Below are 23,157 nucleotides of genomic sequence, written 5' to 3' on the forward strand. Positions count from 1 at the left end.
ATCATGATCGTCGTTTGCGTTGCTGTGTTTTCATCATGACAGGTCTTCGTTTCATCAGAGAAATAGGAGCTCGGATGTACAGATCCTTCCAGTCGCTTGGTCGCATGGGGGAAAAGGGAGTTACATATGGTACACCAAAGCTTCTTAACTTCGTCAGATGGATACAAATTAACAGAAAGAACAATATGGTTCCAAACATGCCCAGCATTGCTGCAAAAAACATTCCGACAAAACGCAAAAGGCGCAGGGTTATGCCCGCACTATATGTTGGTATGGAAAACGAAGAAATGGCCGTAACCGCAACCACAATGACCAGGAAGGGACTAACGATGCCCGCATTGACAGCAGCATCACCGATGACCAAGCCTCCTACAATGCCCATCGCAGGACCAATAGGTTTGGGCAAGCGAATACCGGCCTCCCGTAGAATTTCGATAGAGATTTCCAAAATCAGGACCTCAATGACGGATGGGAAAGGGACGCCTTGACGGGTTCCGATAATGCTAATGACCAGCTTGGTCGGAATTAAACCGGGATGAAACGATATAAAAGAAATGTACAAAGCAGGCCCCATAAGCGCTATAAACGCTCCGCTAAAACGAAGCAGACGTAAAAGTGTTCCTGGAATCCATCGCTCATAATAGTCCTCGGGAGATTGAAGCAGCATACTGAAGGTCACCGGCACAATAAGTGCAAAGGGGGTACCATCCAGTAAGATCGCAATTCTTCCTTCCAACAAAGCATTAATGACACGGTCGGGACGCTCTGTGTTATGAGCCTGTTGGAATGGACTTAAATAATTGTCTTCGATAAGTTGTTCCACATATCCGGATTCAGGTAAAAAATCCATGTCTATTTTTGATATTCTGCGGCTTACTTCTTCAAGCAGGTCCGGATTCACAATATCCTTTATATAAGCGATAACGAGATCCTTTTTGATTCTGCTTCCTACTTGGAATTTCTTCATTTCCAGACTCTTATTTAAGCCTTGGCGGCGAAGCATCGAAGTATTTTCACTCAATACTTCCGTAAAACCGATTCTGGGACCCCGAAGCAATGCTTCAGAGGTTGGCTCATTGACGGAGCGAATAGCGCCGTTAGGCGGGCCCACCAGTAGCGCTTCCTTCATTCCTTCAATTAATAAGGCGGTATGACCTAAAAGGATGAACTCGTACAGTTCCTCCATACGGGTAACTTCACTAATTTGCGTAAGTGGCATCAGGCTTTCTTTTATAAAAGAGTTACTTAAACCTTCCGGCTGCTGTTCCTGTTGGTCCTGGCCCTGCTGGCCCTCAAACATCAAGACCTCCAATACCTGCTCGCTCATAAGCTTTTCATCCTGCATACCATCTATGAAGACTAACATGGACCGAGCATGAAATTTCTTCACCATAAACTCACGAAAATGCACATCACTATTTTCGCCTATAGCCTCACGAATTGTCTGTAAGTCGGAATCATAATTTCCTGTAATTTTAGAGCTTGGTTCATGTCTTTGATCAATGGGACCTTTGTTATGCTTAGATTTGGCTCCCTTACTGCCGACAAATGAATAAATCGAGGTGTTTATATAATAAATTCCTAAAGGAATAATCAACGCGAGGCCGGCTTGAAAGAGTGTACTCCAGCTAGGAAGATAAGTAATGATTTTAGACCACATGATGATTACCTCCAAACAATTCAATTCATTTTCCCATAAGATACAAGTTGTTCATAAAGTATTCCTTATAACGGTTGTATTTACGCATGAATTGGAAAGATTCATTCGATGACACGGCTATGATTTCCGGTCCTTACCTTAATCCCTTGAAATAGAATAGGGAAATCCCTAAATATTCATAATTTTAACTATATTGTGATTGAAATCACATATAGACCTATCTACTGTATTAGAATAGAAGCATAAACAATATTCATTAGAAACGTAGAGATGTCGTCGGATAGGAAGTAGCGTCGAATGAATGGAGGAACCGGTATATGATAAACAGTAAAAAGAAGCTTGTGGTTATAGGGAACGGGATGGCTGGTATCAATACGGTCGAACAAATTTTAAAATTAACAGATAAATATGAAATTACAGTCCTGGGAAGTGAGCCGCATCCAAACTATAACAGGATCATGCTCTCTTATGTGTTGGAAGGTAGTAAAACAATAGATGATATTATACTGAACGATTTGCAATGGTATGCGGATCAAGGAATTACTTTATATACAGGAAAAATGGTTAAAAGCATCGACGGTGAGCACAAGAAGATTCGCACCGAAGACGGACTGGAAATTGACTACGACGTGGCTTTGGTAGCTACCGGCTCACAATCGTTTATTCTGCCTATTCCGGGTAAAGAATTACCAGGCGTTATTGGTTTCCGGGATATCGCCGATTGCTCGGCCATGCTGGAGGCGGCAAAGACCTATAAAAAGGCAGCTGTCATTGGCGGAGGTCTATTGGGGCTGGAGGCAGCTAAAGGCTTGGTCAACCTAGGAATGGATGTTACGGTCGTTCACTTAATGGAAGATTTGATGGAACGTCAGCTGGACCGGGAAGCGTCTGCGATGTTGAAAGCAGAACTGGAACGCCAGGGAATCAAGTTTGCTATGCAAATGCAAACTGCGGAGGTGTACGGTCAAGATCGGGTACAAGGACTGCGCTTCTCGGATGGAAGTGAGCTGGAAGCGGATTTGGTCGTAATGGCCGTCGGAATCAAGCCTAATATCCAGGTAGCTGTGGAAAGTGGTATGGAAACGAACCGTGGGATTGTGGTCGATGATTTGATGAGAACCTCCTTGCCGGACGTATATGCCGTAGGGGAATGTGTTGAACACCGTGGGGTCTGCTACGGTCTGGTAGCTCCGCTGTTTGAACAGGGAAGTGTAATTGCCAAACATTTGGCAGGCGCGGATACCGAAGGTTATGCAGGATCGGTGGTTTCCACCAAGCTCAAAATTTCAGGGGTGGATGTTTTCTCAGCTGGTGAATTCATAACCCAGCCTGAACATACGGTGATTGTAGCAAAGGATGAGTGGAAGCGCACATACAAAAAAGTGCTGCTTCGTGACAATAAAATTGTGGGGACTGTACTGTTTGGCGATGTGAGCGAATCTGCTAGTCTTCAAAAGTATGTGCGTCAGCAAACGCCAATGACAGATGAAATATATGGACAGCTTATGGGTACTGGATGCAGCAATCACGGGGCGAAAACATCATCCGCTGAAACGATGGCCGATGACGAAATTGTGTGTGGCTGTAACGGTGTAACTAAAAAGGCGATTGTGGATGCAATTAATGAAAATGGACTAACCACAGTCGACGAAATTAAGGCATGTACCGGAGCTACGCGTTCCTGTGGTGGATGTAAGCCAGTTGTTGAGCAAATTTTGCAATATGTTCTTGGAGATAGCTTCAAGACGTCAGCCAAGCAAGGAATATGTGGTTGTACAACATTGAGCCGGGATGAGATTGTGGAAGCGATCAAAACCAAAGGGCTGACAACTACGCGTGAAGTGATGAATGTACTGGGTTGGCATAATGATGAAGGATGCTCCAAATGCCGTCCGGCGCTGAATTATTATTTAGGGATGATTAACCCAGATACCTATGAAAATGAGGGAGATTCCCGCTTTGTAAATGAGCGATTGCATGCGAACATTCAAAAAGACGGAACGTTTACAGTGGTGCCAAGAATGTACGGCGGTGTAACGACTCCAGAGGATCTGAAGAAAATAGCTGATGTTTCTCTTAAATACAACGTTAAAGTCGTTAAAGTAACTGGGGGACAGCGGCTGGATTTGATTGGTGTCCGTAAAGAAGATCTGCCTAAAGTGTGGGAAGAACTCGATATGCCTTCAGGATATGCCTACGCGAAATCACTTCGTACGGTTAAAACCTGTGTTGGATCGCAATTTTGCCGTTTTGGTACACAGGATTCGATGGGAATGGGAGAAGTGCTGGAACGGAAATTTGAACGACTGGATTTCCCAGCAAAATTCAAATTAGCAGTTAATGGCTGTCCACGCAACTGTGCGGAATCATGTACAAAAGATATCGGAATCGTAGGCAATGACGGGGGCTGGGAGATCTTTATCGGTGGAAACGGCGGTATTAAAGCACGGTTGGCTGATTCACTCTGTAAAGTAAAAACGGACGCTGAACTGATTGATATTGTAGGAGCCGTGATGCAGTTCTATCGGGAAACAGGGCAATATCTAGAACGTACTTCGGAGTGGGTGGAACGGATCGGTTTGGAAGAGATTCAGAAGGTTGTCGTTCACGATACCGCTAATCGACAAGCTTTAGTAGAACGTATTGAATTTGCACTACAACAGGTCGAAGACCCGTGGAAAAAGATCATCAATGATGAGGATACACGTAAAAATCTATTTGAAGTTGTCACTCCATCTATTGTGTAATTGTATCTAAAATGCCTGAGGAAGGGAGCAATCAAGCAAATGATCAAGAATGCCGAATGGCTTGTCGTCGGTCACAGTAAGGATTTTCCGACTAGAATAGGACGTACCATCCACATCAAAGGGACTGAAATTGCTGTTTTCCGCACTTCGGAGAATGAGCTTTATGCTGTTGAAAATACCAACCCTCATCCCAAAGGAGGTCCTCTTACAGAGGCGATAGTATCGGGACATTATATTTATGATCCTTTGTATGACTGGAAAATTGATTTGCGGACGGGTACCGTTCAAGAGCCCGATCACGGGCAAATTAAAACGTTCGCCGTCTGTGAAGAGGGAGAAAAAGTGAAAATATCGCTCGAAACGGTTTAATTTATTTGAAGGAATAAAAATAAAAAGGGCTCGACAGGAATAATCCTGTGGGCCCTTTTTGTTTTGGATTAGGTAATGGTAACGCCTGCACTTGCATAGCCCACCACGGTATTAACGAGAGAAATTCCTGTAGCTGTGGCAGAGAAAACCATAAGCAGACGGGTTTGTGCGGTTACGGGTATAGCCAATCCAGTAGCAATACCACTAGAAGTCGTTCCTAATGCAACGATGTCAGTTAGCGGGGGGGTCAATGTAACGGTAGCTCCGGGAACGGCTATAAAGGTGTTATTAGGTGTCGGGGAACTAAACAACTGGGCAGTAATGCTAACGGATGATCCCAAGAGGGTTAGAGCAGCAGTTGTACTGAAATATCCGGCAATGGATGTGATTACACCACCCCGTGGAACGGAGAAAGCAAAGTTAATGACTGGTCCTACAAGCGTACCTGTGAGATCAATGATACCGCCTACGAGACTAATGCCTGTTGCTGAGCTTCCAAAGCCGATTAAACTTGTGGTTCCAACCAGTCCGCCGGCAATGGTTGTCAAAATTGCTGGTCCACCCGAAGCAAATGGGATGATTGCGCCCGAACCAGTGGCTCCAGTAACGCCTGTAACCCCTGTGGCTCCGGTAGCTCCGCCAACACCTGTTGCGCCCGTGGCTCCGGCGAGTCCGGCCGTGCCCACCGCGCCCGGCAGGCCATCAGCGCCGGTCGGTCCCGTGGCTCCAGCAGGACCGGCCGCGCCAACTGCGCCCGGCAGGCCATCAGCGCCGGTAGGTCCCGTGGCTCCAGCAGGACCGACCGCGCCAACTGCGCCCGGCAGGCCATCAGCGCCAGTCGGTCCCGTGGCTCCAGCAGGACCGACCGCGCCCACCGCGCCCGGCAGCCCATCGGCCCCGGTAGGTCCCGTAGCTCCAGCGGGTCCGACCGCGCCCACCGCGCCCGGCAGACCATCGGCGCCAGTCGCTCCAGTGGCTCCAGCAGGACCGACCGCGCCCACCGCGCCCGGCAGGCCATCAGCGCCAGTCGGTCCCGTGGCTCCAGCAGGACCGACCGCACCCACCGCGCCCGGCAGACCATCAGCGCCGGTCGGTCCCGTAGCGCCTGTTACACCTCCCGGAGGTCCAGCAGGCCCTTCAGGTCCGGCGGCCCCGATGGGCCCTGCGGCTCCGACAGGCCCGGCAGGTCCAGCGGCACCTACAGGTCCAGCAGCTCCCGGAGGCCCAGCAGGTCCAGCAGGTCCTTCAGCTCCGACAGGCCCAGCGGCACCTACAGGTCCTGGAGACCCGGGAGGTCCTGGAGGGCCCGGCACACCTGCTGGACCAGGCGCACCACCAGGCCCCACAGGTCCCGGAGGCCCTTGTGGGCCGGGCTCCCCTGACAAATACGGTTCACTTAGTGCGTTGCTAACCGTCGTTCCCGCAGTTCTGATTGCACGGATTAAACTGTCTTTAAGAGTTGGACTGAGGGATTCCTGTAGAACGATGGATAATAGGGCATCCAGCAGTTGCTGTAATGTAGTACCTACGCTGATCGGAGAGAAAGGCGTGGCTTCTAACGCTACTATAGCAAGCTCCAACGCCGCCAGTAAATCTGCCCTAGCCCCGCCTCTAAGTCTTAAACTTTTCGCCAGAGACAGTAATTGTCTTAAAATCTGTTGCAATAAAGATACATTAGCCGCAGAAGGGTTTGCGAATACAAGTGGGATGATCGAGGTCAATTCATTAATAAGCTTGAGAAGCGTTTCGATACTTCTAATATCTCTTGATGGTTTGCAGTCCTCATCTTTTTTTGAAGCACCACTGAACCTGAACGGTCTTTTATGTTTCATGCTCAAGTATCTCCTCCTCATTCTGCCTACTGTAGAGGTGACAATGGTTAATCGCCCCGTTTTACAGATATTCATAATATATTTATTGAAGTGAAAAGGGTGAATACACAAGCAAAGCTTAATAAAATATTGATAACAAAAGCGCGGTTCCCAAATGCCTGGGACCGCGCTTTAGTGTGTAGTCTATTAGATTATATGTCTTCGGCAGATTTATTTGAAAATTCGTACCAGCAGTTCAGCCATCTCGCCTCTGCTAATGGCGGCTTTCGGTTTGAGCGTTCCATCAGGATACCCGCTGATCCAACCCGAGCCTATGGCTTTCTCGAATGCTGTGGAAGCCCAGGAAGCAATCTGCTGATCATCCTTGTAGGATTGCAGTCCAGTAGGACTGGAAATGGATGTCTGATTCTGTATCGCGTGTGACAGGATCACCATCGCCTGTTCACGGGTAAGGCTCTCATTAGGTCCGAACGTCTGAGCAGTTAGCCCTTGAATCCATCCCTGACGGTAAGCGGCATCCACGGCCGATCCAGCCCAGTGCCCCTTCATATCTGTAAATGAGGTAGACAGGCTCTCGTCTCCAGTAGTTCCTAAAGCCCTGATCAATGTGGCTACAAATTCTGCACGGCTCACCGCACGCTCAGGGCGCATGTTGCCGTCTTTATAGCCCTGCATCCAGCCTTTGGCTGCAAGAGATTGTAGGGACTTCGCTGCCCAGTGACCTTGTAGGTCCGGCCATACCTGAGCTGGTTCTTGTGAATCTGACGAATGGAGTGGGTCATTTTGTACACGGGTCTGATCTACCTGAGACGCGTTCGTAGAGATGGCAGCGGCAAAGGTACCTAATCGAGACGTATTCAGACTCACACCCGACAAAATCCCTTGTGAATTCACCACAGCAGTACCTTTTAGAATCTCACGTTCACCATTTTCATACATCACAAGAATGGAGAATTGAGGTTCAACATTTTGCAATTCACTTGAGGATACGCTATCCAGCGGCAGAACGATGGACGAATTCCCTGTCACGTTAGCTTTAATTTCTACAGCCGGTCCTATCAGCTTCAGGTTGGGTTGCTGCTCGGCCCAATCGCGAAATTGCTGATCTGCCTGCTGGAATGACATGGTGACATCCTGCTGACCTGAGGCGGCCATGCTGGTTAGTGTGTCACTGGATACCATCAGCGTCCCATATTGGGATATCACTGAAGCTCCGAGCTGATCCCATTTATTTAGTACAGAATGAGTGAGGAGAACACGACTCATTTGCTTTTCCTGCTCCAAACGAATGTCAGCGTATGCCTTGCCTTCACGAAGTGCTTGTTGGATCTGTTCATCCAGGAATGCCGCAGGAGGAACAAAGAGGGAGACTGTTTTCCCTTGCTCTAAAAATCCTATCTGTTGTATGCCAGCAGACAGATCCTGATCCTCATTTTTATCTTTATTAGACTTGCCTGTGTCCACACTTACTTTGGCAGGGACGATGACTTCTATGGCCTGCGTCAAAGCATGAGAACCATCACTTACCTTCATGACATTCAGCATGACAGTGACAACGGAAGGGGTGTCTGCTTGAACAATAGTTCCGTCTGTACGCACAATGTCTGGCTGACTACTGCTGCTGATGGTCACACGGAAGCCATTAGGTACGGCAGGCAACCTAAGCAGTGTATCACTTGTTGTAGGGGCAGGTATGCTTGTGATGGAATCCGCGACACGCTGCGCGGTTAATCCTTGCGGATACACTAGCCCTGAGGGAGCGCTCTTCATGCCATTTACGTTCTGCAGCACATAGAAGCTGGCTCCTTCGGGTACAGGTGTAAATGTATATTTTCCCTCACTCGAAGCGATTCCTTCCGCTATAAGCTCCTGCTGGGCATTATACAGCTCAAGCCGTGCGCTCGGTAAAGCGCCTGTGACAATCACAGAGGCAATATCCTCGTCGCCTGCTGCGGCTGCAACAGCACGGGGCAACACGTTTATACGGCGTTCTGCCGGTTCTGCGGTCCAACTTCCATTGTCGCTATAAGCATAGTTCAATACGTATACACCAGGTACATTCGTATCGACATTGCCGATCCCTGAAAGATCGGGGACCAGGATATTGCCGTATACACTGTCCAATACACTGGCTCCCGGATCCGTGAAGCTGTCGCCGGTTTCCAAAACAATTGGATTATTGCCGTTCAGTCGTACATAAGGTGTATTCGGCAATGCTTTCAGCACGGTGATCGTGAATGTTCTTTGGACAGAAGCTATGCCTTTAGAAATCATAGCAATTAACTGTACATTCATATCACCGTCTGTATATTTAGGCCGATTTACCTGACCACTATCACTGAGGATATCCGGTTGATCCGAGGACCAGTCGATCTGGGTATCAAATGCCCCTGTACGAGGCAGGGCGATGGAATCCTTAATCCCTTGCGGGTAATCCAGATTCAGTGTATTTGCCGCCAAATTCACTGCTTCATCAGCGCTTACGGGCAATGCAGGTACGAGCAGACTGAAGGTTTTTCGAAGCTCAACCCCACCTCTTGACACAACCGCCTCCAGCGTGATGGTCTGATCGCCCTGTACATAGGTTGGGAAGGTTACATGTCCAGTATGATCCAGGAACTCAGGTTGACTCGACGACCATGACACCTGAACACCATTCAGCGCATCCTTTGCCAAATATACGTCTCCGGTTACTGTCGTTAGCGGTAGTTCTAGTGCTCTGTATGCTGCGTCCACGGCTTCAGTGTCGCTCATCGGCAGACGGAGTACGTGTGCAGTAAAATCCTTTGTTTTCGTTAAGCCTGCAAGTTGCAGGGTAGCCGTTAGGGTAACGTCCGTATCTCCACTACTATAGGAAGGTCTGGTAAGTGTTCCATCTGCTGCAATGACAAGAGGTTTGGACGAGGACCATTCGATCTGCACTCCACCATAACTGGAGAGAGGGAGAGATACATTTTGTTGTACCGCAGACAAATCACCAAGCGATAGGGCATCTGCTGCTTGATTTAATGTATCTTGAGCAGTCATCTTTGAAACGGTAACTTCGAAAGTTTGGGTATCCGAGGCAGTTCCTTTCGCAATCGTTGCTGTCAGTTTTACTTTTTGGTCACCCAGGTCGTATCGCGGGCGTATTACAGTTCCTTCGTTCGTAATGACGGCAGGAGTATCCGAACTCCAGCTCACCGTCGTATCATTTAACCCAGTGAGTGGCAGTGTCAGCTTTTGGGATACCGACTCTACTGTATCACCAGGTGCTAGACCTAGAGCGAGCGCGGCTTTTGCCTGTGCAACTCTCTCGGCATCGGTAAGTATGGTCACTTTGACCTCTGAGGGAGTGCTCTCCCCTTTAGCATTCACGGCCTGAACCGTGTAAACTGCTTCACCTGGCGGCAATGCTGATGTGTCTATGAACTGGGTTAATTTGCCTGTATAGAGCGTTATACCATCACGCACGACTTTGTAGGAAGTTGCATAAGGAACGGCATCCCAGCTTAACTCCACCGTATTTCCATTTTTAGTACCTGTAAAATGACCCGGAGCCTGTGGAATGGGGAGTCGTTCCCCATAAGCTGCGAATTCCATGATGGAGGCCCATTGATTGTTTCTTGCATTTCCTTGATCAATATATAATCGAAGGTATCGTGTAGTTACAGGAGTAATGCTCTTTTGAAAATTAGAGCTCACATTATTCTGCACAGTATCCACAGTCGCCCAATTAAATCCGTTGCTACTCGTCTGCAATCGGAAACTGTATGGATCACGTTCATCGTTCCATCCATAATGGACACCCATACCTGTAACAACGTATCGATCTACGATATACCAGTCTCTCAGATCTACCTCGATCCATTTTTCACCGTTGCTGGCTTGATACCAGCGGCTTGTCGGTTCGATTGACCCATCCACAGCCTTGGAGGGATCATAGGGCTGGGTGTAGCCACTTGATGTTGTTGGTTTGTTAAGCACTACATTTTCCCAACCGGCAGCATTGGTTTCATTCGTCCCTATGAGCAAAGCCGCACCGCTGATAAATGGCAGCAGTGGAATCAGCACACGGTAGGGTTTTAACTTGTTGCGTGTGAAGTTATTTCCTTCGAGCACGCTATCACCTCTTCTTTATTAAATAGCACACCACTTGAGCGTGTTCATATTATGGGCGGGACGGGTAATCCCCTTCGATTGCGATGTAGTAGTTTACATTCGGCAACGGGGAAGCTCCACGCAAGTCAGGCAATGCAAATGTACGCACTCCATCACCGCCAAAATTAGTGCCCAGCAGACTGTATAATGCTGAATACTGAGCAATGGGCAACAGCTGGCCTTCGCATTTTAGCCAGCCCTTAGGAGCGAACGTGTATGGGTACATCGTAATTTCCCCCATATAAGGCTCATAACCTGCGTGTGCCTGTTTGGGGCTAATCGCTGTTCCTCCTAACAAAATGACCGCCAACAGACTCAATACGGCGGCTTTCTTCCAAAAATGATTCTTCATACCTACAACTCCTTTAGATTCGAATAATGGACCACGAATTCAACAAATTTGTGACATTAGTCATAGAATGAATAGATATTATCATGGATTTCCATTTTTGCAATACAGCTCATCTATCAAATTCACCTTTTTATTCCTTTTATGAGCAAAGAAATTTGTTCCATCTGCCTCAATCCTTCATGCATCTTTTTTCTAATCCAGGTAAATCTATATACAAATCCTATGGAAGTGAAGGAGTGAACAGCGTGTGGCAGGTCATCGGAACTCATGCGCCCAAATGGAATGTGTGGGTGGAAGCCTTCTTTTTGTTCATCATACCTTTGATTATTTTTCTGGCAGTACGACAACTCAAAGCGTTGGATGGTCGAGAGAGCAGACGTATGGAACGATTAAAGCTTATGGAAGAAGAAGATCGTTCGGAGCAGGCAGATCATAATCCATCTGTCAGTGAGGCAGAGAAGGAAAAGGGGACCTTTACCGAAGATTATGAAGCCAATATAGCAAAAATCAGACAAGCAGTTGCAGATATGGCAGACGTAAATGAACGCTCGATTTTTCTGGAAAATCTGAACGCTGTAAGCACTCTTTTTTTTGTAGATGGATTAACGGACAAGGTTGGCATGGATCAGAATATATTAAAACCGCTAATGGATTGGGGTAGCTCCGGGCAAGAGAGGGGAGAGCTTCCGCGAGGAAAAGAGCTTCGGGATATGATTGTTCACCAGGTCATGCTGGTATCGGAGACGGAGTATACGTTAGAGGTGCAGTTCTCCTTGCAAAAGGTGCTGTTTGGTTCAGTCATACTCGTGATTCAGAGCATACCGGGTGCTTTTGTGCTGGGTACACCCAAAGGAAATACACGAGGGGTGGAAGATCCTATATCGGAATCGGTGCTGCGGGGACCGCGTGTCGGTTTTACAGAGACCCTCAGCGACAATACAGCGATGCTGCGCAGGCATGGAGAAAGTACAGAACTGGCCATGTCATCCTTCAAAGTCGGCAAAAGAGTGGAAAAACAGCTGATGGTAGTGTATTTCAGAGATATTGCCGACCCGGAGCTTGTAGATGAGGTGAAGCGGCGGGTCCAAACCATTGATATGGATGAGGTACTGGAGTCGGGCTATGTAGAGCAGCTTATTGAAGATAATTTTCTTAGCCCATTTCTGCAAATTCAAAATACGGAGAGACCGGATCGGGTCATGGCTGCATTGCTGGAGGGACGTGTCGCGATTCTGCTGGACGGTACACCTTTTGCGCTTCTTATGCCTGTAACGTATGGGATGATGCTCCAGTCTCCCGAAGATTATTATGAGCGATGGCTACCGGGGTCGCTGATTCGATTTCTTCGGTTTATGGCAACTTTCATATCGTTATTTGCTCCAGCGCTCTATATCTCCTTTATCTCGTTTCATCCCGGACTGATTCCAACCAAGCTGGTCATTTCCATTATCAGTGCTAGACAGGGAGTGCCGTTTTCGACGTTGATTGAGGCCCTGATTATGGAAATTTCCATTGAAATTTTACGCGAGGCAGGACTTCGGCTCCCCAAACCCATCGGTCCAGCGATGGGTATCGTCGGCGGTTTGATTATTGGACAGGCGGCTGTTGACGCCGGGATTGTAAGCCCGATCCTCGTCATTGTGGTGGCAGTCACGGCGATTTCTTCCTTTTCCGCCCCTGTATACAGCGCTGGCATATCCATGCGCGTTCTGCGCTTTGGAGCCATGTTCACGGCGTCCATCTTTGGCTTGTATGGCGTGATCATGTTTTTTCTGATGCTGAGTATTCATATGGTTAAATTACACAGCTTTGGTGTTCCGTTTCTTAGTCTAACGACCCCCCGTTCGTTCAAAGACTGGAAAGATTACTTCGTACGAGCACCGTTGCAATTTATGAAAAACAGACCCATTCTTTTGAAGCATAAAGACCCTAAGCGACAAGGATGAGCTCAACACAGGAGGGAGCAAGATGGCCCGTGGGAAAAAAGCGGATAAGATTACAACGTTACAGACAACGGCAATTGTGGTTTGCTTTATGCTGGCTGCCGGGTTGCTTACCCTTCCAAGAGTAGCAACTGAAGCTGCAAAAACACCGGATGCGTGGATATCTGTCATTTTAGCAGGGGTGGGCACTTTTCTGTTCGGATGGGTTATAGTCAAACTAAGCTCACGGTTTCCAGAAAGTACCTTTTACCAGTATGTTCAGCAAATAACAGGCAAATTCATTGGCAAAGGGATTGGTATGCTGATTGTTATTTATTTTGTTTGTATAGCCGCATTTGAAATTCGATCTGTGGAGGAAGTCACGTCGTTCTTTCTGCTTGAAGGCACTCCGGCGTGGGCGATTTCAGCACCTTTTATGTGGCTCTCTCTGTACCTATGCATGGGGGGAGTGGGTTCATTAGGAAAGATATGTCAACTGATATTTCCGGTTTCGGCGGCTATCTTTTTGCTGATTTGCTTGCTGAGTTTAAATATTTTTGAATTGAATAACTTGCGTCCAGTCTTGTCGGAGGGGGGAATGCCAGTGCTTAGAACGCTCAAGACTACAATCCTGACATTAACGGGGACAGAGTCCTTGCTGATTATTCTTTGTCGGATGGAAAAACCGGAGAAAGCAACCAAGGCAATCGGATTGGCGATTGGGATCGCGGTCGTTTTTTATACAGCTACGTTGATCCTGTGCATTGGCGCCTTTTCAATGGAAGGGGTCTTGAGCAGAACCTGGCCATTTTTAGATTTGGCCCGCAGCTTTGAAGTGGAGTATCTGTTGTTGGAACGGTTCGAGTCCTTATTGCTGACCATTTGGATCATGCAGATTTTTGCCACATTCAGTATTGCTTTTTATTGTGCTTCGCTCGGAGTATCTCAAATTTTGAATAGCTCTTATTCCAAGATGTTGTTCATTTTGCTTCCGTTTATCTACCTCTTATCCCAAATACCGAAAAACCTGAATGAGCTATTTTCTTTTGGAACGGTTATCGGAAATGTAGCGTTCGCTTTATTCGTGCTACTTCCACTGCCCCTGCTGCTTATTTCTCGCTGGAGAGGGGTGGGGTCATGAAAAGAGTCCAGTCAGGATTACTCGGATTGATGGTTTTCCTGATATGCAGCACACTTTCAGGTTGCTGGAGCAGCTCCCCAGTAGAGGATCTAAATCTGGAGACAGGCATTGCTTTAGATGTAGCGGAAGAATCCTCGCAAGAAAAGGAAATTAATCAGGAAGGGGGAGATTATCCAAAAAAGGAGTTAATTACAGGAACCTTTCAATTTGTCATTCCAGAGGAAAGCGGCGGCTCCAACACCTCCTCTCCACAAGCAAAGAAATTTTTTAATGTTACGGAAACAGGCGATTCCGTTTTTGAAATGATAAGAGAAATTTCATTGCGGACCAATCGACCTCCCATTGGGCAACATTTGAAAACGGTTATTATCAGCTCCAGTCTGCTTCGCAAGATTCCGTTGTATGAGCTGCTGGACTTTTTCTTGGGGGATAATGACATTCGGCCGAGTGTACTGCTGCTGATTAGTACAGAAAAGGCGGGAAATACACTCCAAGAGAAAATCCCTGGTCAGATTCCTGCCTATATTTTAAAGGATATTTTCCAAAACCGGAAACGGAACGCACGGTTGATAAAGCCTATGGCCTTGGTTAAAGTGATCGGACCCATGAAGGGCGGAAGAAGCTTTATATTACCCAATGTCATTACGGCGGAGAATGAAATCAAGCTCGCAGGTGCGGGAATCATTAAAGGAAAGACGCAAACATACGGTGGTTATCTGAATGAGTCAGAGGTTGAGGGTCTTATGTGGATCAAAGGCGAGCTGAAGGGAGGCGTGCTGAAAAGCCGCGATCCGAAAAGCGGTAAAAACATAGCATATGAGATCAAAGCGGGTAAAAGCAAGATCAAGGCCATCGTCCAGGGGGACGACATTTTCTTTCAGGTAAAAATGACCTCAGAGGGACGTGTTTCGGAGGTGCATATAAAGAATGAAGATTTGCGCAACAATAATGTGCTTGGACAAGAAGAGAGTCTCTTTCAGGAGAAAGTGAATTCATTAGCTGAACAAACCGTAGCTAAGATGCAAAAACTGAAGGTTGATGTCGGAGGTTTCGGAGAAGTCTTGAGGATCCAACATCCTAAAGTTTGGCATAAGGTCAAAAAGGATTGGGATACCACTTTTAGCACCATTCCTGTACGGTTCAGCACAGATATTCATATTGAAGATTACGGCTCTTCGATTACGACGGCAGACTAAAAGGAATTTCGTTTGCATCTGTTATAGAAAAACCTTCAATACCACGAACCTAAGTGGAATTGAAGGTTTTTTAGTCTATTTAAACAGAGACAGTGTTTCTTTCAGCCACGTAATATAGCTTTCTTCCCGATTAATGGCACGGCTCAGCACCAAATAATGACCGAATTGACTAGAGCCGGGTACTTGAAAGTTCTCGTCCAGCCGCTGGAGAGAATTTTTACTTTCGTACAGGTATTCCAGCTTTTCTTCACGTTTGGCAATCTGATCCTCGAACAAGCGCTTACTTTCTTCCTTGGGGATGGCTGCTGAGAAATACAGCATGAGCATAAACTCATCCTTTTCTGTTTCCGGTAACTCTTTGGCGCTTAGCAGCCATTCGGTCAGCTCTTGGGTCCCTTTGGGGGTAATACAGTACAGCTTCTTTTCCAGCTTGGCTCCTGTAATGGAGGTGCGATATTCAATGAGTCCCTCTTCGGTCAGTCTTTTGAGCTCGGGATAAATCTGACTGTGCTTAGCACTCCAAAATTGTCCAATTTCCTGCTTGAATTGGCTCGTAATATCGTAGCCGCTCATTTCCTCTTTGTGAACCAGACCCAAAATGGCATATTTTAATGTGCGTTTCAACGTAGCTCTCCTCGCAATGGGGTATTTGACAATAGTATATCACAGCGCTACAATTTATATGTATCTTAAAACATGTTTATATTTACATGTTTGAATGATTATTATTTATTATTTTGGTGTCTTGTTCAATTCATAAACTCATAATAAGGAAAGAAGGATGCAAGATGGACAAGTTTATCGGCAGTCACATGATTTACACCTATGAGAATGGTTGGGAGTACGAAATATATATTAAAAATGAGGATACGATTGATTATCGCATTCATAGTGGTATGGTAGGCGGACGCTGGGTACGTGATCAGAAGGTCAATCTGGTGAAGCTGGTAGAGAATGTGTATAAAGTATCGTGGACCGAACCGACAGGCACAGACGTTTCCCTAAACTTTATGCCTGAGGAAAAACGTATGCATGGCATTATTTTCTTCCCTAAATGGGTTCATGAGCATCCAGAAATCACGGTACGCTACCAAAACGATTTTATTCCGCTGATGGAAGAATCGCGTGAAAAGTATGAAACCTATCCGAAGTATGTAGTTCCTGAATTCGCGGATATTACATTCATTGAAAATGCAGGTGTGAACAACGAACAATTGATTTCTCAGGCACCTTACGCTGGAATGACAGACGACATTCGCGCAGGGAAGTTGCAAGCATAATCGAACATGGTTAATGGAAGTTGTACAGCCTGAGCCTGTGGTAAGCAGTCTCAGGCTTTTTTACGTAAACTGGAGAGTGGATTACCTATGCAGTGGTGGACGATAGCTAGAATGAATAGTAGACCAGTCCATGCTCGATAAGATATGAACGACTAATCCGAGGGTGGAGGGTGGTCGCTGTTGGGGAGAGAATGTACGAGTTCGCATGGGCAGCCAGATCGGATAGGGCAGATAGAGCCAGCTCTGTTTTAACAGATCCCCAGTGATCAGCGCGGTGTTTAATATATTGTTCGGTCTCGGTCAAGGACAGACCTTTGAGCGAGGTAAATACGGAAGCCCAGCGGACGAGATCAAAGGTGCCTTTAATTTCAGGCAGCTTATATTCCGCCAGGCCTTGAGCGCCGTTACACGACATAGTAAGCAAGCCGCAGCAATGGTGTTGATACTGTTCAGGATCAGGAAATTGACGATGGTCGTATTGGATAATTGCTATGGAACCAATGCATAATTGCGTCGTTTGCAGCGTTGAGGGCTGGGCAAGCGTCAGGTTCATACTGGAACGGCCTCCTTCTCGGGATCGTTGTAATAGGGATGGAAGAATCATACGTCACAGCGGATGTAATGTAAATCATGAATATAAGCGTAAAACAAGAATATGTAGCGGAAAACGGATTTTAATGGCAATGGAAACGGATACTTGTATCCGTCTCTTTCATTATCTTGACGATGGTCTGTATATTACAAAAAACAACCCCAGGTCACCCCAGGGTCGTCTTTACAAGAAATATATATCTGCATTGCAAAATGCTTGTTTAGCTGAATCACACGGGTGTTACATCCTGAATGGCTTCTTCTTTTTCCTCTTTCCAGATCACGTTCTCGCGATAGTTAGATCCCCAATCGTACATCGCTCGCAGTACCGGGATCAGGCTTTCGCCATGCTCCGTCAGTGAATATTCCACATGTGGAGGGACGACAGGATAGACTTTACGCAGAATGAGTTGATCTTCTTCCAGCTCGCGCAATTGGTTGGTCAGCATTTTTTGCGTAATGTGGGGGATCAGCTTCTTCAATTCACCGAACCGCTTGGTGCCTTCCATACCAAGATGCCACAAAATAATCAGCTTCCATTTGCCACCGATGACCGCGAGAGTCAATTCTTTATCACAATTAATCAGCTTCAAATCAATCCGGTCTTTTACAGTTGTGATGTTCATCGACCTCCTGTCCGTAGTTATTTCAAGTATACTATGTATAACTACAGTACGCAAAAGGAGATACATCCATTTTGGAAACTATGCATACGATGGGATACGAATAGACTGAAATCACAATCTGATGATGTGCGCCAGGCTGGAAGCTTCCAGAAATCTACGACGTTTAAGAAGGAATAACGATGGTGTTAAAGGACTCCGGCTCCAGCCCTAAACGGTGTGTTATTTCTCCGACAGACAGATTCAGCACGCGAGATTCCTTGAACGGGTTGGCGATGACCAAAGCCCTTTGTCCGTCTGTATTTTGAAAAGCAACCGCATTTCCAGCCCATGAACCTTGAATTCCAATGCGTCTGGCCCCTGGCAATACAAAATGAGAAAAGTGCTTCATAACGTAATATTCCGGGTTCAGCATAGGTTTTCGATCTGCTGGATCAACGGTGATCATCGAATTTTGCTCCCAGCCCCATGTGCTCTTGCCTCGCGGTTCCAAAACCATATTCCAGTAAATATATGCATTTACGCCATTGGTGAAGTAGTGTTGGTACAGGTTATATACATATTTGGCGTAGTCCCATGAGTTTTCTCCGTTTCCGCATTCATTTTCGGTCTGCATATAACGAAGCTCAGGATAGCTGGCTACGGTACGCTGAATGGCATTTTTACCTGCCCACTGATAACCTACACCTTTAATATATTTATAGGCCTCGGGGTCACTCAATACGGTATGGGCATACTCATCGAAGCCAGTTGAAGTTTTCTTCATTAATTCCTCCCACGGATCGGGAGCGTTAATAGTACCCAGCCAAATTTCCGTATCCAGTCCGTGTTCTTCAAAAGCAGGCCCCAAATAGTCGCGAATAAATTCACGTAGTTGTTCTCCGGTCCATACGCAGGAAGGGAATTTCTGATCAGCAATGACTTCATTTTGAACATGAACCTGATGAATCGTAATGCCTGCCTCGCGGTATGCCTGAACAAATTTGACAAAGTACAATGCATACGCTTTCAAGATATCCTTTTCCCAGCGCATCGTTCCGTAATTGTAGGCTTTCGGTGATTTCATCCATGTCGGCGGACTCCAGGGTGAGGCGAACAGCTTCAAGTCTGGATTGAGTTGTAACGCTTCCCGAATAAAAGGAATGAGATATTGCTGATCGCGCTCAATGGAAAAGTGCTTCATCTCTATGTCGCCGTCCGTTTCATTATGGCTGTACCATTCCAGCGCGTAGTCACTCGCTCCAATAGGAAGTCGGCATATCGTGAATTTGTGCTCGCCCTCCGGGTGAAAGAGAGCATGAAGCACCTGATCCCGCTCTTCGCTGTCCAAATGATTCAGGGCCACATAACCCAATTCATTAAAACAGCCGCCAAAGCCTTCTACAAGCTGATATGTTTCTCCTGTAAAGGTTAGGTTGGCACTCTCTTGGGTTTGGGTCAAATGATGAGCTTGGGATTGCCAAGCATTAGCTTTGGAAGTGGAAAACCACTGAATGGTTTGATTGCTCATGTGTACCCCTCCTGTTCAATCTTTTTGTATCTCTACTTATTATAGGGTAGGATCGTAGGGGAAGAGATGGTCTGAGCGAAGACAAATTTGCCCTTATCCAAGGTGAAATTTGCGGATGAGAAGTTTCCGTAAATAAGAAGTGGTGAGAACACATAAAGTACACATCTCTTTGATATGCTGTTGTCCTAGAATGACCGAAAGAGGGAAGTCGATTTGAATAAAAGAGTTCTTCTCGTGGAGGATGAAATACGTATTCGTGAAGTGATTGCGGATTATTTTAAACAAAATAATTGGGAAGTCTATGAAGCAGGCAATGGAAAAGATGCACTCCTCTGGTTTGATTCGGTGCAGCCGGAACTCATTATACTCGATATTATGATGCCTGAACTGGATGGTTGGGAAGTATGCCGTCAGGTACGCAGCCATTCAGGTGTACCGATTATTTTGCTGACGGCCAAATCCGGTGATGATGATAAAATATTGGGCTTTGAGCTGGGGGCAGATGACTACGTGACCAAGCCTTTCAGCCCCAAGGTGCTGATTGCCCGCGCGAACGCGCTGATGAAACGGGTAGAGGGACATGTGCAGCCGGAGTCGCATATTTTGCGGTTCGGCAGTGCTATGCTCAACACGATGGCTCATCGGCTTGAAGTAGATCAGGCGGAAGTTGAGCTGACGCCCAAGGAGTATGAGCTGCTGCGGCTGCTTATACATAACAAAGGCATAGTTGTTTCACGGGAGGCGATACTGAACCGGGTGTGGGGTATCGACTTTGAAGGGGACACACGAGTTGTCGATACGCATATCAAAAAGCTGAGAAGTAAGCTGGGCCGTGAATCACGCCATATCCGCACGGTTTTTGGTACAGGCTACAGGTTTGAGGAGGAAGAATGAACAAACGGGGAGTTACCTTTAAGTTGTTCATTATGACGGTTGTGTTTTTCCTGTGTTTTTACGGAATGGTGATTTTAAGTCAATTGCTGTTTTTTGAAAATTTTTATCAGAAACAGAAGATTGGGCGTGTGGAAAGTCGTTTGCAAAGCTTCGGTCAAAGTTATGTCCAGGAAGCTTGGGGATCAGGCAGGGTTTCGCGTGAGGCAGCTCGTTTTATGCTCCAGAATAAAAACCAGCTGGCGATTGTAACGCTGGACGGCAAAGTAAAGCTGGATGATGCGTTTCATATCAATCTCAGAAAAGCAGATGGTAAAATCGTTAAAATATCGTTGTCTCTGTTTATGAGCGAATACGGAGATGAACTGAGAGCTGCGCGGATTCAGCCTGGTGACACGGTGACCGTTGAAGGTGAGGTGTTGGGAACTGACGGCATCTCCTCTGCCTATTTAATTTATCCATCAGGCATACAGAAGCTTGGTTTCAAAAATATAGGATCAATTTCAGATGAGACAAGCACAGATGACAGTGTAAGACTGTCCGGTACGGTGACAGAGATTGTGCTGCCGGATCTGAAAACATGGAGTCAGCGCCAAGGTCTGCTGTATAGTGCGCTGGAGGAATGGTTTCCTTTATCCCAGGATCATCTGGAGAAACTTAAAAATTTCGATGTGTTGGAGGAAGAGTGGACGGAACCTTGGACAGGTGTACGAAATGCCGTTATCGTCCATCCTGTTCGTCAGAGCACAGGAGAGATCGAACTTTTGTTCACTGTGACATCGTTGCAGGAAATCAGTGAGACGAATGAGGCTCTACGCTGGTTTTATCTGTATCTGGGGATCGGCGGATTTGCACTTATTCTGATTTTGTCCCTGTTCTATTCCCGAATGGTAACCCGTCCGCTTATTACTTTGAATAATACCGCCAAGCGGATGGCCAAGCTCGATTTTACAGCCCATACGCCAATCCGGCAGAATGATGAGCTGGGTAGCCTGTCCTACAGCATGTATACCCTGTCCCAGAACCTGGACACAGCTTTGCGTGAGCTTCAGGAGGCCAATCAGCAATTGGTCGAGGACATGGAACAGAAGCAGAGAATGGAGGCTGTGCAACAAGATTTTTTTGCCAATGCTTCTCATGAGCTGAAAACCCCGCTAAGTATTATCAAAGGGTTTGCAGAAGGACTGCAAGATGGAGTCAGCGCCGGGAAGCAGGACCATTATATGAAAGTCATTGTAGAGGAAGCGGACAAAATGGAGCGATTGGTCAAGGATATGCTGGACCTTGCCAAATTGGAATCTGGAACCCTCAAGCTTCGCAAAACGACCTTTATTTTGAGCGAGCTGGTGGAGGAGGTTGTGGATAAGCTATTCCATCTGTTGAAGGAGAAGCAGCTGGAAGTGGTCATTATTCCTGCCAATGAGCTGCCGATTCATGCCGATATAGGATGGATGGAACAGGTGATTATCAACTTTGTTGTCAACGCCATACGGCATGCTGAGGAAGGAAGCTCGATCACGATTCGTATCGAAGGCTCTGGGGAAGTCAATACGTTTTCCATTGAAAATAAGGGGGAGACCATCCCAGACGATCAGTTGGAGCTGATATGGAATCGTTTTTACCGGGCCGAGCTCTCCCGCAGCCGCCAGACAGGTGGGACAGGACTCGGGCTATCGATCGTTAAACGAATTCTGGATTTACACGAATTCCGCTATATGGCGGAGAATACCAAGGATGGCGTCCGTTTTGTCGTTATATTCGGAGGCTAAGCTATGGCAAAGGAGTTAACAAGTATGAAATGGAATTGGTTGCCCTCACTTTGCACACTTGCAAACCTGGGGGCAGGGGTGTTATCCCTGTACTTCACGATTCATGAGCAATATATGACAGCCTTTACCCTTGTGGTAGTGGCTGCTTTATGGGATGTACTGGACGGTTTGCTGGCAAGGCTGCTGCATTGCTCCAGTGATTTTGGCAAGCAACTTGATTCACTGGCGGATGTGGTCTCATTTGGTGTTGCTCCTGCTTTTCTAATCTTGCAGTACAAGCTGGGAGATACCCACTGGATAGGACCGCTTGTAGCCGTGTTGTTTGTGATATGCGGTGCGGTAAGGTTGGCGAGATTCAACCTGATGGCTTTTAGCAAAGGCTTTGTGGGCATGCCCATTACAGCTGCGGGTGTGGTTTTGTCCTTTATGTTTTTATGGAGTGAGCATTTGAAGCCGGGGTTGTTGCTGGCACTCATGGTAGTGCTGTCGTTCCTGATGGTTAGCCGTATTCCCTTCCCGTCCTTCAAAAAATAATCGGTCAGGAGGTGGCGCCTCTATGGAATGGGCCATCAGCATGATTACACAATACGGATATATTGCTATTTTTGCACTGCTTGCTCTTGGAATTATAGGGCTACCCGTTCCTGATGAAATTATTATGGTGTTTGTCGGCTACCTATCCTCTATCATGGTACTGAATTATTCCGTGTCTATATTAGTCAGTTTCATTGGGGCGATGACAGGGATGATGATCAGCTACACGTTAGGCAAAAAGCTGGGTCAGCCGCTGGTAGATAAGCACGGCAAGTGGGTGGGACTGACACCAAAGCGGTTTGCAAAGGTAAAAGGGTGGTTTGCGCGCTTTGGATTGTGGACCATTTTGTTCGGTTATTTTATTCCAGGAGTCAGACATGCGACAAGCTATTTGTCGGGGATTAGCGCGATGCCTGTACGAAAATATATGCTGGTGGCCAGCGCCGGTTCTCTGGTATGGACACTGATCTTTATCTCCATTGGTTACATTGCCGGGGCCAATATAAACTTTCATTAAGGTAACCGCAAAAGTAATGTAGCATTTTTCACGTATTGCACCGATAATATAAATAAAAGAACCTGTACAACCAGTGAGGGGAT

18 protein-coding genes are annotated in these 23,157 nt (G+C 46.7%); 10 read left to right on the plus strand and 8 right to left on the minus strand.

The window, feature by feature from the left end; all coding sequences use genetic code 11:
- Position 1: 1 nt before the first annotated feature.
- Positions 2 to 1,660 (minus strand): spore germination protein, encoded by a 1,659-nt coding sequence (locus tag MKX36_RS03235; protein ID WP_340864206.1) that lies wholly within the window; start codon positions 1,658 to 1,660, stop codon positions 2 to 4.
- A gap of 317 nt (positions 1,661 to 1,977) precedes the next feature.
- On the opposite strand from MKX36_RS03235, the gene nirB reads away from it, so the two are divergent.
- Together nirB and nirD are read left to right on the plus strand one after the other, a co-directional pair.
- A complete protein-coding gene (gene nirB / locus MKX36_RS03240; protein WP_039276742.1) occupies positions 1,978 to 4,407 on the plus strand; it encodes a nitrite reductase large subunit NirB in 2,430 nt (809 codons plus the stop codon).
- A gap of 39 nt (positions 4,408 to 4,446) precedes the next feature.
- Positions 4,447 to 4,776, plus strand: a complete 330-nt coding sequence (gene nirD / locus MKX36_RS03245; protein WP_340864207.1) for a nitrite reductase small subunit NirD — start codon at positions 4,447 to 4,449, stop codon at positions 4,774 to 4,776.
- Between the two features lie 68 nt (positions 4,777 to 4,844).
- Here the strand turns inward: nirD and MKX36_RS03250 are convergent, their stop codons facing one another.
- The 3 genes from MKX36_RS03250 to MKX36_RS03260 all read right to left on the minus strand — a co-directional run bounded on the left by MKX36_RS03250 (position 4,845) and on the right by MKX36_RS03260 (position 11,100).
- Positions 4,845 to 6,608 carry an exosporium glycoprotein BclB-related protein gene (locus tag MKX36_RS03250; RefSeq protein WP_340864208.1) on the minus strand — a complete coding sequence of 588 codons (1,764 nt, stop codon included), beginning with the start codon at positions 6,606 to 6,608 and terminating at the stop codon, positions 4,845 to 4,847.
- Positions 6,609 to 6,818: 210 nt separating this feature from the next.
- On the minus strand, positions 6,819 to 10,709 hold the full coding sequence (locus MKX36_RS03255; RefSeq protein ID WP_340864209.1) for an immunoglobulin-like domain-containing protein: 3,891 nt from the start codon (positions 10,707 to 10,709) through the stop codon (positions 6,819 to 6,821).
- Between the two features lie 49 nt (positions 10,710 to 10,758).
- Entirely contained in the window at positions 10,759 to 11,100 is a 342-nt protein-coding gene (locus MKX36_RS03260) for a phage tail protein (protein ID WP_016819423.1), read from the minus strand.
- Positions 11,101 to 11,345: 245 nt separating this feature from the next.
- Between MKX36_RS03260 and MKX36_RS03265 the strand changes: the two genes are divergently transcribed.
- From MKX36_RS03265 to MKX36_RS03275, 3 genes are read left to right on the plus strand one after another with little or no spacing between them, the layout of a single operon-like run.
- Complete coding sequence (locus MKX36_RS03265; RefSeq protein ID WP_340866061.1) at positions 11,346 to 13,046, plus strand: spore germination protein; 1,701 nt, start codon at positions 11,346 to 11,348, stop codon at positions 13,044 to 13,046.
- A 22-nt stretch (positions 13,047 to 13,068) separates the two neighbouring features.
- Positions 13,069 to 14,163: a GerAB/ArcD/ProY family transporter gene (locus tag MKX36_RS03270; RefSeq protein WP_103042159.1), complete on the plus strand. Its 1,095-nt coding sequence runs from the start codon at positions 13,069 to 13,071 to the stop codon at positions 14,161 to 14,163.
- On the plus strand, positions 14,160 to 15,359 hold the full coding sequence (locus MKX36_RS03275) for a Ger(x)C family spore germination protein (protein WP_340864210.1): 1,200 nt from the start codon (positions 14,160 to 14,162) through the stop codon (positions 15,357 to 15,359). The genes MKX36_RS03270 and MKX36_RS03275 overlap by 4 nt, the downstream gene beginning before the upstream one ends.
- Before the next feature lie 75 nt (positions 15,360 to 15,434).
- Here MKX36_RS03275 and MKX36_RS03280 read toward each other — a convergent pair whose 3' ends face one another.
- On the minus strand, positions 15,435 to 15,983 hold the full coding sequence (locus tag MKX36_RS03280) for a PadR family transcriptional regulator (protein WP_016819419.1): 549 nt from the start codon (positions 15,981 to 15,983) through the stop codon (positions 15,435 to 15,437).
- 164 nt (positions 15,984 to 16,147) lie between these two features.
- Between MKX36_RS03280 and MKX36_RS03285 the strand changes: the two genes are divergently transcribed.
- Positions 16,148 to 16,639, plus strand: coding sequence for a phenolic acid decarboxylase (locus tag MKX36_RS03285; protein ID WP_016819418.1), 492 nt, complete (start codon positions 16,148 to 16,150; stop codon positions 16,637 to 16,639).
- Between the two features lie 106 nt (positions 16,640 to 16,745).
- Here MKX36_RS03285 and MKX36_RS03290 read toward each other — a convergent pair whose 3' ends face one another.
- The 3 genes from MKX36_RS03290 to MKX36_RS03300 all read right to left on the minus strand — a co-directional run bounded on the left by MKX36_RS03290 (position 16,746) and on the right by MKX36_RS03300 (position 19,363).
- Positions 16,746 to 17,192 carry a hypothetical protein gene (locus MKX36_RS03290; RefSeq protein ID WP_340864211.1) on the minus strand — a complete coding sequence of 149 codons (447 nt, stop codon included), beginning with the start codon at positions 17,190 to 17,192 and terminating at the stop codon, positions 16,746 to 16,748.
- A gap of 268 nt (positions 17,193 to 17,460) precedes the next feature.
- The gene (locus MKX36_RS03295) at positions 17,461 to 17,856 is read right to left on the minus strand and encodes a winged helix-turn-helix transcriptional regulator (protein WP_016819416.1); all 396 of its coding nucleotides are present in this window, start codon (positions 17,854 to 17,856) and stop codon (positions 17,461 to 17,463) included.
- 163 nt (positions 17,857 to 18,019) lie between these two features.
- Entirely contained in the window at positions 18,020 to 19,363 is a 1,344-nt protein-coding gene (locus MKX36_RS03300; RefSeq protein ID WP_340864212.1) for a glycoside hydrolase family 30 protein, read from the minus strand.
- Between the two features lie 213 nt (positions 19,364 to 19,576).
- On the opposite strand from MKX36_RS03300, the gene MKX36_RS03305 reads away from it, so the two are divergent.
- From MKX36_RS03305 to MKX36_RS03320, 4 genes are read left to right on the plus strand one after another with little or no spacing between them, the layout of a single operon-like run.
- Positions 19,577 to 20,257 carry a response regulator transcription factor gene (locus MKX36_RS03305; RefSeq protein WP_016819414.1) on the plus strand — a complete coding sequence of 227 codons (681 nt, stop codon included), beginning with the start codon at positions 19,577 to 19,579 and terminating at the stop codon, positions 20,255 to 20,257.
- Positions 20,254 to 22,023 carry a sensor histidine kinase gene (locus tag MKX36_RS03310; protein ID WP_340864213.1) on the plus strand — a complete coding sequence of 590 codons (1,770 nt, stop codon included), beginning with the start codon at positions 20,254 to 20,256 and terminating at the stop codon, positions 22,021 to 22,023. Before MKX36_RS03305 ends, MKX36_RS03310 begins: the two co-directional genes overlap by 4 nt.
- A gap of 24 nt (positions 22,024 to 22,047) precedes the next feature.
- Positions 22,048 to 22,557, plus strand: a complete 510-nt coding sequence (gene pssA, locus MKX36_RS03315) for a CDP-diacylglycerol--serine O-phosphatidyltransferase (RefSeq protein WP_025363970.1) — start codon at positions 22,048 to 22,050, stop codon at positions 22,555 to 22,557.
- 22 nt (positions 22,558 to 22,579) lie between these two features.
- On the plus strand, positions 22,580 to 23,074 hold the full coding sequence (locus MKX36_RS03320; RefSeq protein WP_016819411.1) for a DedA family protein: 495 nt from the start codon (positions 22,580 to 22,582) through the stop codon (positions 23,072 to 23,074).
- Positions 23,075 to 23,157 lie beyond the last annotated feature (83 nt).

It is taken from the genome of Paenibacillus sp. FSL W8-0439, assembly GCF_038008995.1.
Classification (GTDB): Bacteria; Bacillota; Bacilli; order Paenibacillales; family Paenibacillaceae; genus Paenibacillus; species Paenibacillus polymyxa.